This is a genomic window from Microbacterium sp. LEMMJ01 (assembly GCF_002114135.1).
GTDB lineage: Bacteria > Actinomycetota > Actinomycetes > Actinomycetales > Microbacteriaceae > Microbacterium.
In genome coordinates this window covers 168,925-182,370 of the sequence record NZ_NCTV01000033.1, presented here as the reverse complement: position 1 = coordinate 182,370, position 13,446 = coordinate 168,925, and the positions used below count along the sequence as shown (strand labels likewise).

The 13,446-nt window shown below is 72.2% G+C and carries 13 protein-coding genes; 5 read left to right on the top strand and 8 right to left on the bottom strand.

The window, feature by feature from the left end; genetic code table 11:
- Positions 1 to 102: 102 nt before the first annotated feature.
- Entirely contained in the window at positions 103 to 1,245 is a 1,143-nt protein-coding gene (locus tag B7W94_RS12145; protein ID WP_253247437.1) for a DUF998 domain-containing protein, read from the top strand.
- Between the two features lie 15 nt (positions 1,246 to 1,260).
- Here the strand turns inward: B7W94_RS12145 and B7W94_RS12140 are convergent, their stop codons facing one another.
- Positions 1,261 to 2,118 carry a MurR/RpiR family transcriptional regulator gene (locus tag B7W94_RS12140; protein ID WP_085606739.1) on the bottom strand — a complete coding sequence of 286 codons (858 nt, stop codon included), beginning with the start codon at positions 2,116 to 2,118 and terminating at the stop codon, positions 1,261 to 1,263.
- 102 nt (positions 2,119 to 2,220) lie between these two features.
- Here B7W94_RS12140 and B7W94_RS12135 point away from each other — a divergent pair, with 102 nt between their 5' ends.
- The gene (locus B7W94_RS12135) at positions 2,221 to 3,111 is read left to right on the top strand and encodes a BadF/BadG/BcrA/BcrD ATPase family protein (protein ID WP_085606737.1); all 891 of its coding nucleotides are present in this window, start codon (positions 2,221 to 2,223) and stop codon (positions 3,109 to 3,111) included.
- Positions 3,101 to 4,033, top strand: a complete 933-nt coding sequence (gene murQ / locus B7W94_RS12130) for an N-acetylmuramic acid 6-phosphate etherase (protein ID WP_085606735.1) — start codon at positions 3,101 to 3,103, stop codon at positions 4,031 to 4,033. Before B7W94_RS12135 ends, murQ begins: the two co-directional genes overlap by 11 nt.
- A 105-nt stretch (positions 4,034 to 4,138) precedes the next feature.
- Here murQ and B7W94_RS12125 read toward each other — a convergent pair whose 3' ends face one another.
- Entirely contained in the window at positions 4,139 to 6,127 is a 1,989-nt protein-coding gene (locus B7W94_RS12125; protein WP_085606733.1) for a primary-amine oxidase, read from the bottom strand.
- A gap of 103 nt (positions 6,128 to 6,230) precedes the next feature.
- Positions 6,231 to 6,815 carry a TetR/AcrR family transcriptional regulator gene (locus tag B7W94_RS12120; RefSeq protein ID WP_085606898.1) on the bottom strand — a complete coding sequence of 195 codons (585 nt, stop codon included), beginning with the start codon at positions 6,813 to 6,815 and terminating at the stop codon, positions 6,231 to 6,233.
- Positions 6,816 to 6,881: 66 nt separating this feature from the next.
- Between B7W94_RS12120 and B7W94_RS12115 the strand changes: the two genes are divergently transcribed.
- Together B7W94_RS12115 and B7W94_RS12110 are read left to right on the top strand one after the other, a co-directional pair.
- A complete protein-coding gene (locus B7W94_RS12115; protein WP_139833319.1) occupies positions 6,882 to 7,421 on the top strand; it encodes a hypothetical protein in 540 nt (179 codons plus the stop codon).
- Between the two features lie 36 nt (positions 7,422 to 7,457).
- Complete coding sequence (locus tag B7W94_RS12110; protein ID WP_085606729.1) at positions 7,458 to 8,123, top strand: SDR family oxidoreductase; 666 nt, start codon at positions 7,458 to 7,460, stop codon at positions 8,121 to 8,123.
- Here the strand turns inward: B7W94_RS12110 and B7W94_RS12105 are convergent.
- From B7W94_RS12105 to B7W94_RS12085, 5 genes are read right to left on the bottom strand one after another with little or no spacing between them, the layout of a single operon-like run.
- Complete coding sequence (locus tag B7W94_RS12105; RefSeq protein WP_231729416.1) at positions 8,117 to 9,337, bottom strand: multidrug effflux MFS transporter; 1,221 nt, start codon at positions 9,335 to 9,337, stop codon at positions 8,117 to 8,119. The two genes, B7W94_RS12110 and B7W94_RS12105, sit on opposite strands and share 7 nt — an antisense overlap.
- Complete coding sequence (locus B7W94_RS12100; protein WP_085606727.1) at positions 9,334 to 10,317, bottom strand: alpha/beta hydrolase; 984 nt, start codon at positions 10,315 to 10,317, stop codon at positions 9,334 to 9,336. The genes B7W94_RS12105 and B7W94_RS12100 overlap by 4 nt, the downstream gene beginning before the upstream one ends.
- Positions 10,314 to 11,285, bottom strand: a complete 972-nt coding sequence (locus B7W94_RS12095) for an alpha/beta hydrolase (RefSeq protein ID WP_085606725.1) — start codon at positions 11,283 to 11,285, stop codon at positions 10,314 to 10,316. Before B7W94_RS12095 ends, B7W94_RS12100 begins: the two co-directional genes overlap by 4 nt.
- A 23-nt stretch (positions 11,286 to 11,308) precedes the next feature.
- A complete protein-coding gene (locus B7W94_RS12090; protein ID WP_085606723.1) occupies positions 11,309 to 12,268 on the bottom strand; it encodes an aldo/keto reductase in 960 nt (319 codons plus the stop codon).
- An 8-nt stretch (positions 12,269 to 12,276) separates the two neighbouring features.
- Positions 12,277 to 13,377 carry a zinc-binding dehydrogenase gene (locus B7W94_RS12085; protein WP_085606721.1) on the bottom strand — a complete coding sequence of 367 codons (1,101 nt, stop codon included), beginning with the start codon at positions 13,375 to 13,377 and terminating at the stop codon, positions 12,277 to 12,279.
- Between the last annotated feature and the right edge of the window lie 69 nt (positions 13,378 to 13,446).

Genomic DNA, 13,446 nt, shown 5'->3' with positions numbered 1-13,446 from the left:
CTGATCACCTCGGGCTGGTGGGAACGACGACGTTGTATACGATCCGTTCCGCGATGCTACCACCGGCGACGGCCGCGCGGGGTGCCGTCTAGGATGTGGTCCGTGAACGGCGGGATGATGTCGACGGTGGGGCAGCGGATCCGGCACGTGCTCCGTCAGGTGCGTGGACCCGCCACCGCGGACGCGGTGTTCGAGGCAACGGCGCTGATCGTCGGCGCGGCGTTCCTGCTGGTGGGATTCCTCGTGGCCCTGCCGGTGTTCTGGGGGCACCAGCTCTCGATCAGCGGCACCGGATCGATCGGCATGTTCGCGGCGTACGGCGGTGCGATCGCGGCCGCGCTCGCCTTCGCTCTGGGGCGCCTCGCCGTGCGGGCTCCGGAGCCCGACCCGTCGGTCGCGAGGGACGGATTCGCGGTTCCCGGTGACCGGCTCCGCTGGTACGACCTCGCCGCCATCGCGTTCGCGCACGCCGCGATCGCCTACCTCGGCTGGCTCGGCATCGCGCAGCTCCTGGAGCAGAGCTTCGTCGACGCCCCGGTCTTCCCGTTCCCCGGGGCGATCCTCGTCGCGGTGGCCTTCGCACTCACCGGCTACGTCGCCTTCCTCAGCGCCGTCGCACTGACGCCGACCGTGCTGTCGCTGGTGCTGGCGGTGTTCCTCGTCGTAGGGGCGTTCGCGGCGATGCTGGCGTCGAGCGACGTGCACTGGTGGCGCGACAACCTGTCCGCGCTGGGCATGAGCAGCAACAGCGCCTCGGTGGCCTTCAACGTGACCCTCATCATCGCGGGGATCATGGTGACGACCATCTCCCGCTATGCGACCGCGGGGCTGCCCGTCGACGACCCGGTCGACCGTCGCGGCCGGACGATCGTGCGCGGGGGCCTCATCCTCATGGGGATCTTCCTCGCGTGCGTGGGCATCTTCCCGGTGGACGAGTTCTTCGGCCTGCACAACACGGTCGCGACGGGCATGGCGGTGGTGTTCGCGGTGATCGTCGTCGGCCTGCCGTGGTTCGTGCGCAGCATCCCGCGGGTGTTCGTGGGACTCGGCTGGGCCCACGTGCTGGTCATCGTGCTGCTGGGGGCGTTCTTCGCTGTCGGCTACTACAACCTCACGGCGGTCGAGCTCATCGCGGCCGTGCTGATCTTCAGCTGGATCATCGTGTTCCTGCGCACGGCCGGCACGATGGGACCCTCCGCGACGCGCTCGGATGCCCGTGCCACCCCGGAGTCGGCGCTCGACTGACGGGGCGAGGCGTCGTCAGTCGCGGAGGAGGCGCGTCGCCTGACGCGTGCGCTGCAGGGCGTCGACGGTCTCGGCGTACCGGCGCTTGGCGACGCCGATGAACAGGCAGTCCACGAGGGCGAGCTGTGCGATCCGGCTCACCATCGCCCCGGCGCGGAAGGTCGACTCGCGCACCTCGGTGAATAGGGCGTGGTCGGCGACCTGGGCGAGCGGGGAGTCCTTCACGGAGGTGACGGCCACCGTCGTCGCGCCGTTGGCGACGGCGGCTTCGAGGAACCGCACCGTCTCGATGGTCGACCCCGCATGCGAGAACCCGATAGCGACGGTCGTCCCGACGGGGAGCACGGCGGCGGCGATCGCCTCGTGGGGGTCGGAGAGGACGTGGGCGTTGCGGCCGACGCGGAGCAGCTTGTGCGCGAGGTCCTCCGCGACGAACTGGCTGGCGCCGATGCCGTACAGGAGGATGCGGTCGGCGCCGTCGATGGCCGCGACCGCCGCCGTCAGCACGGCGAAGTCGAGCTGTCCGACGGTCTCCTCGATCGCGAGGAGTTCCAGGGCGGCGAGCTTGGAGACGGCCTCCTCCAGCGAGTCCTCGTCGGAGATCTCGGAGCCGTAGGCGCCGCGGGCGGAGAACTGGGCGGCCTCCTTGCCGAGCTCGGTGGCCAGGGCCATGCGCAGCGGGGCGTATCCGGTGAAGCCGATCGCCCGGCAGAATCGGACGACGGACGCGACCGAGGTGCGGCACTCCGTCGCGAGCTCGCTGATCGTCTTGTCGATCACGAGGCTGGGGTTCTCCCGCACGGCGGCCGCGACGCGGGCCAGGGACGGGGGCAGGGTCGCAGCGGCGGCTTCGATCGTCGACTGGATGCTCACGGTATCCTCCGGAACGGCGGAACGGGATGGTAAATTCTTTTCAGCGAGTCTACGTGTTGTGTAGTCGCTTTTCTTTCTTTCCGCCGGATCCGAGGAGTGCCGATGAGCGAGACGACCGCCACCGTCGATCTCGGCAAGTCCCGCTGCCGCCTCGTCGTGCACGGCGCGACGGCCGGGGAGCGCTCCGGGCTCGGAGCCCCGGGCCTCGCCGCGGCGGGCGGAGTGGAAGCGGCGCTCACCGCGATTCTCCCGCTGCTCGACGACGTCGGGCGCATCGACACGCTCGGCGTGGGGGCGGCCGGCGCCTGGTTCGCCCCGGAGGCGGCCGCGGAACTCGCCGCCGCGCTCGCCGCACGGACCGGCGCACGCGTGGCCGTGGCGTCGGACGTGGTCACCGCCCATGCAGGCGCTCTCGACGGCGCGGCCGGCGTGCTGCTTATCGCCGGCACCGGAGCCGTGGCGCTGGGCGTCGACCCCTCCGGAGCGCGTCTGGTCGACGGCTGGGGCCCCGAGCTGGGTGACTTCGGCAGCGGATCCTGGCTCGGCCGGGAGGCGTTGCGCGCCGTGCTCCGTGCCCACGACGGGCTGGCCGCGCCCACCGCTCTCACCGCGGCGCTCGCCGCCCCCGTCGGCCCGCCCTCGGCCATCCAGGCTTGGCTCGCCGCCGACGGAGCCCTCGCCCGCCGCCTCGCGACCCTCGCGCCCCTCGTGCTCGCCGCGGCCGCAGACGACGACGCCGTCGCCATCGGGATCGTGGACGAGGCCGTCCGGCTCCTCGCGGCGACGACCGCTGCGGCCGCAGGCGCGACAGCGGACGTCGTGCTGCACGGCGGCCTCACCGACCACGACGGCTTCCGCGCCGCCCTGACCCGCGCCCTGGAGACGAGCGGCCACCGCGTCGTCCCCGCGCGAGGCGGCGCCATGGACGGGGCCCTGCTGCTGACCCGTCGCCTCGACCTCCCCCATGAAAGGTTCGTGCACCGTGCCGAATGACCCCCGTCTGACCACCCTCCTCGCCGAGCTCGCGGGCCTCGACACCGAGGCCTCCACCACCGAGCGCGGCGACCTCGACCTGCTGAGCACGACCGAGCTCGTCGAGCGCATGAACGCCGAGGACCGGCGCGTGCCCGAGGCCGTGGCCGGTCGCGCGGCGGAGATCGCGGCGGCGGTGGACGGCATCACGGAGCGGTTCCGACGCGGCGGTCGCCTCATCTACATCGGAGCGGGCACGGCCGGACGCATCGGCGTGCTGGACGCGAGCGAGTGCCCGCCCACCTTCGGCACCGACCCGTCGATGGTCGTGGGGCTCATCGCGGGCGGGGAGACGGCCATCCGCTCGGCGGTGGAGAACGCGGAGGACGACGACGAGGCCGCGGCCGTCGCTCTGCGCGACCTCGACCTCACCGACCTGGACACGGTGGTGGGGATCTCGGCATCCGGCCGCACGCCCTACGTCATCGGCGGGCTGCGGTACGCCCGGGGCGTCGGCGCGCTCACGGTGGCGATCGCCTCGAACGCCGGGTCGGCGATCGGCGCGGAGGCCGAGATCGCGATCGAGGTCGTCACGGGGCCGGAGTTCATCTCGGGCTCCACGCGGCTGAAGTCCGGCACCGCGCAGAAGCTCGTCGTGAACATGCTGACGACGCTCTCGATGATCAAGCTCGGCAAGACGTACCGCGGGGTCATGGTCGACCTGCTGGCGACGAACGAGAAGCTGCACGCCCGCTCGATCCGCACGGTGTCGCAGCTCGCGGGCGTCGACGTCGACGCCGCGTCCTCCGCGCTGGAGGCCGCGGACGGCTCCGTCAAGCTCGCGCTGCTCCTGCTCGCGACCGGAGCGTCCGCCGAGACCGCCGCGGCGGCACTGGCGGACGCCGACGGCATCCTTCGCGACGCGATCGCCGCCCTCACCTGAGTCGGTCGTCGCCCTCCCCGCGGTGGGGGGATGCGAAAAGCTCCTGCCCGGAACGATCGGGGCACCTTTTCGCACCCGCGACGGCGCGGCACCGCCGGACGGTCGCTAGTGGCTGCAGGCGCAGGAGTCGCCGCCGCCGCAGCAGGAGGTCGCCGTCGCACCGCCGTGCGCCTGGGAGGACTCCGGCACGTCCATGGCCGGGTTCTGGTCGAGGAAGCCGTAGGGCTTGAACCAGAATCCCGCGTAGTCCACGGGCATGATCGGCCAGTCCTCCGGCCGGGGGAAGTGCGTGAGCCCGAAGGTGTGCCACAGCACCATGTCCTCGCCGTCGATCCGGCGGTCGCCGGCGGTGTACTCCGGGAGGCCGGCGCCGCCCTGGTGCGCGTTGGGATAGCGCCCGGCCGGCCAGATCTGGCCGTGCTCGTACCGGGTCGCCCAGAGGTGCTTCGTGGCGAAGGCCGCGCGCGCCGCGACGGACGACCCGGGGTCGGCCATCAGGAGAGCGGTCGGCTCCGGCACGAGGTGATAGGCGGTCGGGCGGCCGACGTGGTTCGTCCGCGAGGCGCTCTGCACCTCCCACACCCGGGCGACGGAGGAGTCGGCCTCGCGCTGGGCGGCGTGCTCGGTCTCCAGCACCGTCTCCGACCAGGTGAACGCGTTGCCGAACGGGTTGTCCGGCCCCATCGGCACTCGCTGCGCGTCCACCTCGACGAGGCGGTTGTCCTGGCCGTCGATCGCCACGTCGAGGCGCGCGCAGAACAGGTGCTGGTGGACCGGGGCGAAGACGCCCGGGGCGAGTTCGGTGGCGTGCTTCTGGCGGACCCCCGGCTCTCCGGCACCGGCGAACACGATGCCCGTGGCCTTGGCGACGACCTCGATCGAGCCGTCCAGGCCGAAGTTCCAGTAGAAGCCGTAGTCGTAGTTGCCGATGGTGGAGAAGTACGAGACGACGAAGCGCCGTGAGCGCCGCACGTCGGAGCGTCCGGAGAGGTCGGTGTGCTTCCAGAGGATGCCGTAGTCCTCCTCGTGCATGCAGATCACGTTCGGGATGCGCACCGGGTGGCCGTGGTCGTCGGCGACGTAGCCGTCGAGGTACCGGATCACGCCGAGGCAGTCGCAGCCGAGCTCCAGATGGTTGGCGTTCTTGCCGAGGAGGTACTCGCCCGCGTCGAAGTAGCTGATCCAGAAGCGCCCGGGGGCGGTGTCGCCGTAGGGGACGACCATTTCCGGCACGCTCGCCCGGTGCAGCACGGAGCGCCCCTGGAACGACACGTCATGCAGGACGAGACCCTCGCGGGCGTTGAAGCCCACGCGCATCGACCAGCCCTCCCACTCGACGAGCGAGCCGGACACGCCGAAGCTCGGCCCCTCCGGCTGGGTGATCTCGATAGGCTTCAGCGTCGTCCGCGCCGCGCCCTGCACCTCCGGGTAGTAGTTGCCGTGTCCGGCCGGGACCGGCACGTCGCCCTCGTCCTCGACGCGGATCACGCTGTCCGTGGTGAGGTCGATGTGCACGATCAGCCCCTCGACGGGGTGCGCCCACGGGGAATCCTGCTCGTCGTATCGGAGGAAGGTGAGGGACCGGATCACGCGGCGGCCCACCTCGTCGGCCCGGCCCGTGTGGCCCGGGGCCAGGGGGGAGCAGAAGGCGAGGGCCATGTGGTCCGTCAGGCCGCGACGGCGCATGGCCGCCTGCCATTCCGGCGAGGCCTTGGCGATGGCCTCGGCCCGCTCGTACTCCTCGAACAGGTACTGCGGCTGGCCGTAGGGCGGGGCGTCGTTGGGCACCCGGTCCTGGCGCACGACCTCGCCGCGGGTGATCGAGACGATCACCTCGGTCGCGACGCCGGTGGCGGTGTCGAGCAGCGTCACGTCCACCCGGCGGTCGATGGGGGAGCCGGGGCGCCAGGCCGCGAGCTCCTCCTTCGTGGCTTCGTCGGGGAGCAGCATCGGCACGCGGGTGGTCTCGGTGAGAAGACCTGCCGCGTCGAGGATGCGGCGCGCCGCGGCGATTTCGGCGCCGGTGAGCGGATCGAGCGGATGCGGAGCGGCGATGGGCTCGAGGGAGACGGGCTGCGGGGAGTGCGGGGACATCGTTGACCTCACTATTTTCGAGCGAACGCTCAAGAAACGGGTTGGCACGATGATACGACGGCGTGCACGGGTGCACAACCGTGGCGTGTGGGCGATGTCGAGGTCAGCGTCGCCAGGGAGCGAGGATGCTGTCGAGGACCGCGAAGTGCGCCTCCGGCGTCTGCGGCTCCGTGATCTCGACGACCTGCTGGCCGTAGGTGATCGAGCGCAGGAGGGCGAGGAGGTCGCCGGTGGGGGTGTCGGGGCGCAGCTCGCCGTCGGTCGCCGCCTCGTCCAGGGCCTCCCGGATGCTGTCCTGCCACGTCGCGAGAGTCGGCGCTCCGGCATTGGGGGCCGGGGCGAGAGTGGCCAGGCGCCCCCAGAAGCCGACGACCACGTGCGCCTCGGTGCGGGTGCGCTCGTCGACGGGGAGCACCTCGCCCATCAGGGCCCGCAGGCGGGCGAGTCCGCGGAGCCCGGTCGTGGCTGCGGCGATGCGCTCGTCGGTGCGGCGGGTGACCTCGGCCGCCGCGGCGCGCACGACGTCGTCGAAGCCGTCGAAGTAGTGCCACAGGGAGCCGGTTGCGACGCCGAGCTCCTTCGCGACCGCCCGCGAGGACACGCTCTCATGACCGTCCCTGGCGGCGACGACGAGCAGCGCGTCGGCGATCTGGCGGCGACGCTCATCATGGTCGACGATGCGGGGCACGTGCTCATTGTGTCGCATTGCGACCGGGTCTCGCTTTTTTGAGCGACCGATCAATATACTTCGGCTGTGGATTTCCTGCTCCCGGCAGCATCGTGGCTGATGGCGGCGGCGGCGCTCGTGTCGGCCGGCGCCTGCCTCGCTGCGCGCCGTGCCGTGCCGTGGCAGGGACGCCAGGCGGCAGTGGTGATGGCGTCGGGGATGCTGCTGATGGCCGCGGGGGTCCTCGACGCGCTGGGCGACATCATCTGGGGTGCGTTGCTGCTGCTCTCGGCCATGCTCGGGACGATGGGGGTGCGCGGAATGCCGTCCGCGCCCGCGTGCTGCCACCGGGCGCTGGGCTCGCTCGTGATGGCGGCGTGCATGTTCGAATCCGCCTCGACCCCGGGGTCGGTCGCCGGCGTCGAGGCCGCTCTTGGTCACGGCGGGCATGGTCTCGGCGGTGTGCTCTCGGCGTTCGTGCTGGTGGGTGCTCTCGGGGTCGTCGGGTGGGCGTTCGCGGCCTCGTGGCGCCGTTCCGAGCTGCACCGCGGGGGAGCGGCGCGGTCGCTGACGGTCGAGTCCTGGGCGATGGCCGGCGGTGTCGTCGTGATGTGCGCCGGGATGTGATCGTGGAGCGTGAGGGAGGTCCGCTACCGTGAACGCATGCCCCTCGCCCTGATCACCGGTGCCGCCCGCGCGAACAGCATCGCCGCCGGCATCGTCCCGCGCCTGCGCGCCGCGGGGTGGACGGTCGTCACCAGCGATCTGCGCGACGCCGACCACCCGGCGGACCTGTCGACGCCGGACGGCCCCGCATCCCTCGTGGCGGAGGTGAATGCAGAGCACGGCCCGATCTCGGCGCTGATCCTCAGCCACGCGCACGATGTCGAGTCCGGAATCCTCGACACCACGGCGGAGAGCTTCGACCTGCACGTCGCTGTGAACGCGCGGGCGAGCCTGCTCCTGATCGCAGCGTTCGCACGCCAGGTCGGCGAGGACGGCGGCGCGATCGTGGCGCTCACGAGCGATCACGTCACCGGCAACCTTCCGTACGGCGCTTCCAAGGGCGCGCTCGATCGGCTCGTCATCTCCGCCGCCCGCGAACTCGGTCCGCGCGGCATCTCCGCGAACGTGCTGAACCCCGGCCCGATCGACACCGGCTGGATGGATGACGAGACCCGCACCTCCCTGGGGGAGATGACGCCGCTGGGCAGGCTCGGGCGACCCGCCGACATCGCCGCCGTCGTCGAGTTCCTCGTCTCAGAAGAGGGGCGATGGATCTCGGGTCAGCTCCTGCAGGCGGACGGCGCCTTCTCGGCCCGCTACTGATCGCGGGCCGCGGGCCGGACGAAGGCCCAGGCGGCGAACGCCGCTGCCGCAGCCGCGACCGTCATCGTCACGGCCATCGTGATGGCCGTGGTCCCGCCGAGACCGGCGGCCACGGGGGCGAGCACGGGGCCGAACAGGAATGTCGCCATCCCGAGAAGGGCCGAAGCGGTGCCGGCACGGACTCCGTGATGGGCGAGCGCCAGCGTCTGACCATTGGGCCCGCCGATGCCGGAGCACAGCATGAACGCGACCAACGCGATGACGACACCCCTCATGCCGACGCCCAGAAGCGCCAGCACGAGGAAAGCCGTCGTCACCAGGAGCGTCGCGGTGATCCCGCCCAGGTAGACGCGCAGGGGCCCCCAACGCCGCACCACGAGTCGGCTCAACTGGCTGCCCGCGATACTCGCCAGGGCGCCGGCCGCGAAGGCGACGCTGAACTCCTGCGGGCTGAGACCGAACTCGTCCTGCAGCACGAACGACGACATCGACAGGTAGGTGAAGAACGCGACACCGCCTCCGGCCGCGGCGCACAGCACGGCGACGAAGAGCCGGTCGCGGACGACCGCTCCGGCGTGCGCGCTCCAGACCCGGAGGCCCCCGCGGTGACGGGCGCATGGCGACAGGGTCTCCGGCAGGGCGAACACCACCACGAGCAGCAACAGCACGCCGACCGCGGACAGCACCCCGAAGATCCCGCGCCAGTCCATGATGCGGGCGAGCTGACCGCCCACCACCGGCGCGATGATCGGGGCGGTGCCCGAGACGAGGAACAGCAGCGAGAGCATGCGGGAGAGCTCGACCCCCTCGAACTGGTCGCGGGCGATCGCCAGGCAGATCACGATGCCCGCCGATCCCGCCAGCCCCTGCAGGAAGCGCGCGACGAGCAGCAGCTCGATGTTCGGAGCGACGGCGCACACCGCGGAGAGCACCGCGAACGCCGCGACGCCGACCAGCAGTGGCAGGCGTCTGCCCAGCCGGTCGCTGAGAGGACCGGCGACGAGCTGTCCCAGGCCGAGGCCGATCATGCACGCCGACATCGTCGCCTGCGCCAGGGCCTCGGTCGTGCCGAGCGAGGCCGCGAGCTGGGGGAGCTGCGGCAGGTAGAGGTCCATCGACAGCGGACCGAAGGCTTCCAGCATGCCCAGCACCAGCATCGCCCGCAGAGTGCCCATGCGGGGCCGCGGGGCGTCAGCGGCGAACGGAAGACTCATCCCTCGAGGCGCAGCACGCGGCGCAGCCAGCTCTCCCGCGCGGCCACTGCGGCCCGGGAGACCTCGGCATCGGGGGAGAACCCGGAGAAGCCGTGGTAGCCGCCCGCCCAGACGTGCAGTTCGGCCTGCCCGCCCGTGGCCCAGATCCGCGACGCGTAGTCGACGGCCTCGTCGCGGAAGGTCTCCGCGGCGCCCACCTCGATGAACGCCGGGGCGAGTCCCGATAGATCCGTGGCCCGGGCCGGTGCCGTGTACGGCGACACGCGGTCGGTGAACCGGTCGGCTCCGGCGATCGCGTCCCACGCGGTGTCGTTGTTGTTCCGGTCCCAGGCGCCGAAGCCGTCGTACTGGCGGCTCGACGGGGTCTCGTTGCGGTCGTCGAGCATCGGGCAGCCGAGGAGTTGCCCGGCCAGCCGGGGCCCGCCGCGGTCACGGGAGAGCAGCGCGACCGCTGCCGAGAGCCCGCCCCCGGCGCTCTGCCCGGAGGCGATGATGCGGGACGTGTCGATGCCGAGCTCGTCGGCGTGGGCGACCATCCACTCCAGCGCCGCGTAGCAGTCCTCCGCCTGTGCCGGTCCGGGGTGCTCGGGGGCGAGGCGGTACTCGACCGCGACGCCGACGACGCCGTGCCGCTCGGCGAGGTCGATGAGCTCGGCGGTGCCGAAGAAGCGTGTGCCGAGCACCATGCCGCCGCCGTGGATCGACAGCACCGCCGGTGCCGGGTCCGTGGGCGCCGGCGCCGGGCGCACGACGGTGATCTCGAGGTCCGGAGACCCGACGGGGCCGGGGATGACCCGGTCCTCCCAGGTCACGGCGCGACCCTCCGCCTGCACGACCATCGGCGCGATGATCGTGGCGAAGTGGTCGCGGTTGGCGTGGATCGTGTCGGCGCGCAGCGGGATGACCTCCACGAGGTCGACGAAGGCGTCGAGCCCGGCGACGAGCTCCGGGTCGTAGGGCACCGGCTCCGGCGTGCTCATGCGGCGGCCCGCCAGATCCGTCGCAGCCAGGAGGCACGGGCGGCGAGGGCGGCGCGGGTGATCTCGGCCTTCGGCATGTACATGTCGAAGCCGTGGGCGCCGCCGCCCCAGACGTGCAGTTCGGCCTGTCCGCCGGTCTCCCAGATCCGGAGGGCGTACGCGGTGTCCTCGTCGCGGAACATCTCCGCCTCGCCGACCTCGATGTACGCGGGCGGGAGGCCGGAGACATCCGTCGCGCGGGTCGGCGCGGCGTAGGCCGGGGCCTCGGTGCTGAACGCGAGCTCCTCGCCGAGGACGCATGACCAGGCGAGGAGGTTCATGTCGCGCTGCCAGGTGCCGATGCCGTCATACTGCCGACTGGCGACCGTGGTGTTGGTGTTGTCGATCATGGGGCACAGCAGCAGCTGCCCGGCCATGACAGGGCCCCGCCGATCGCGCGCCAGCAGGGCGACGGCCGCAGTGAGACCGCCGCCCGCGCTGCCTCCGCCCACGACGATGCGCGCGGGGTCGATGCCGAGCTCCGCGGCGTGGGCGTGCGTCCACACGAAGGCCGCGTAGCAGTCCTCCACGCCCGCGGGGTACGGGTCCTCCGGTGCGAGGCGGTACTCGACGTTCACGGCCACGACGCCGTGCTCCGCGACGATGTCGACGACCCGAGCCGTCTCCCACGAGCGGTGGCCGACGATCATGCCGCCGCCGTGGATGTTCACGAAGCCCGGGAGCGTCGAGGTCTCGGACCCCGCGGGGCGGAAGATCGTGACCTCGATGTCCGGTGCTCCGGGCGGGCCGGGGATGACGCGGTCCTCCCACGTGATGTCCCGGCCGGCGATCACGGCGTCGTTGTCCGGGAACATCCGGTCGACGCCGTCGCGCGGCAGGGTCTCGCGGGTGAGCGCGGGCTGCGGGTTCTTCGCGATCTCGTCGAGCACGGCCTGCACGTCGGGATCGAAGGGGACGGGGATGGTCATGGTTCTCCTCGGGTGGGACGGCGTTAGGGGCCTTCGGGGTCGACGACCCCGCGGTCGGCCCAGAAGGCCTCGACGAGACGGCGCAGCTCGGCGGCGCCGATGCGGTCGACGAGGGCGGCCGCATCGAGGTTCGACCGCAGCTGCGTGACGCGGGAGGCCCCGAACAGGGTCGTCGTCAGGGCGGGGTGGGTGAGGGTGAAGGCGATGCCGAGCTGGGCCGGGGTCACGCCGAGGTCCTCCGCGACCGCGGTGAACGCAGGGACGTCGGCGATGATCCGCTCGCGGATGCCGCCGGGGTCGCGCCCGATCTGCCGGCCGCCGTTCACCGTCCCGGCGAGGATCCCGCCCTCCAGGCAGTCCGAGGCCTGCAGCGTGAGGCCCTGCTCCCAGAGGCGCGCGAACGGCTCGCCGTCCGGGATCGACCGGCGCGAGACGCTGTACTTGAGCTGCGCGATCTGCGGACCGGGCACGCCTTCCGCGCCGGCGAGGTCGATCAGGGTCTGGATGCTCCCCGCCGACCAGTTGTTCACGCCCCACGCGCGGATGAGGCCGGCGTCGGTGAGGGCGGCGAGGTCGAGCACGAGATCGCGCAGCTCGAGGTCGTCGCGGCGCAGGTCGCCGAGGATCACGAGGTCGGCGTGCTCCGTGCCCACCCGCATCAGGGCGTTCTCGAGCTGCGGGCGGAAGCCGTCGGCGCCGAAGGCCTCCAGCCAGAGCTTCGACGACAGCAGCCACTCCTCTCGGCGCAGCCCCGCCGCGCGCACCATCGCCGAGAAGATCACGTCGGTGAAGACGGGCGGGGCGCCGGGTGCGGAGTACACGCCCACATCGAAGAGGTTCACGCCACGGTCGGTGGCCTCGCGCAGGAGTGCGACCGCGTCGGCGAAGTCCATGCGGTCGTAGGTGTGCCACGAGCCCAGGGAGAACAGGGAGGCATGCAGGCCGCTGCGGCCGATCTCGCGAAGGGGGAGGGGAGTGGTCATGATGCTCCTCAGAGGCTCGGGTCGATGACGGCCTTGACCTCATCGAGGTGGTGCATGTGGGCGATCTTCGCGGAGGCGTCGGCGAGTCCGACCGGGGCGCTGAACAGGTCGTCCCACGGGAAGCGGTCGGCGAAGGCCGTGAAGAAGTCGATCGCGCGGGCGTAGTCGGAGATGTCGCCGTTGAGCGAGCCGACCACCGTGAGCTCCTTGCCCATGATCGTGCTCAGGGCGAAGCCGTCTCCGGCGGGGCCGGTCGAGCCGACGATCGCGACGGTGCCGCGCTGGGCGGCCATGCCGACGGCATCCGGCCCGACGCTCGGGGCGCCCGCGAAGTCGAACACGTGGTCCGCCCCCTGGCCTCCGGTCAGCGCCAGGACCTGGTCGACGACGGGCCCGTCGCGGAAGTCCACGACGGCGTCGGCGCCGAAGCGGGCGGCGAGCTCCAGACGGGCCGCGGGAGCGCCGACGGTGATGACCTGCCCGGCACCCGCGATCTTCGCGACTGCCGTGGCGAAGATGCCGAGGGCGCCGGAGCCCTGCACCACCACGCGGGAGCCGGGGCGGATGCGACCGGCCCGCTCGAACGCGCGGAGGACGGTCTTCGCGGCGCAGCCGGCCATGGAGGCCCAGGTGTCCTTCACCGCCGCCGGGAGCAGGAGCTTGGCGGCACCCGGGGTCACGTACGCGTACTCGGAGAGCCCGGCCGTCGCGAACGGCGGCACGTCGGCGCGCTGGAGGAAGCCGTAGCCGCGGCGGGAGCAGGCGACCGGTTCCCGCAGCACGACGCACCCGTGGCACTCGCCGCAGGTGGACTCCGACCAGCCGATCCGGTCGCCAGGGGAGAGCGGGCGGCCGAGCGCGTCGCGGGTGTCGGGTCCGGTGGCCACGATCTCACCGACCATCTCGTGGCCGAGGACCATGGGCAGCATGCCGGGGAACGACATCTTCCCCTCCCAGATCTCGATGTCCGTGCCGCACAGCGTGGTGCAGGCGATGCGGACGAGGGCGGCGCCGGGTTCGATCTCGGCGGGCAGCGGGAGGTCCTGCAGCGTGAGCGGCTCGCCGTGCGCGGTGAGCACCGCGGCGCGGGTGGTGGTGGGGAGGGTCATGGTTCTCCAGTCGCGGGGCGGGTGGCGGGATCGAAGACGGTCCTCCGCGGTGCTCGGAAGGGGCGGAAT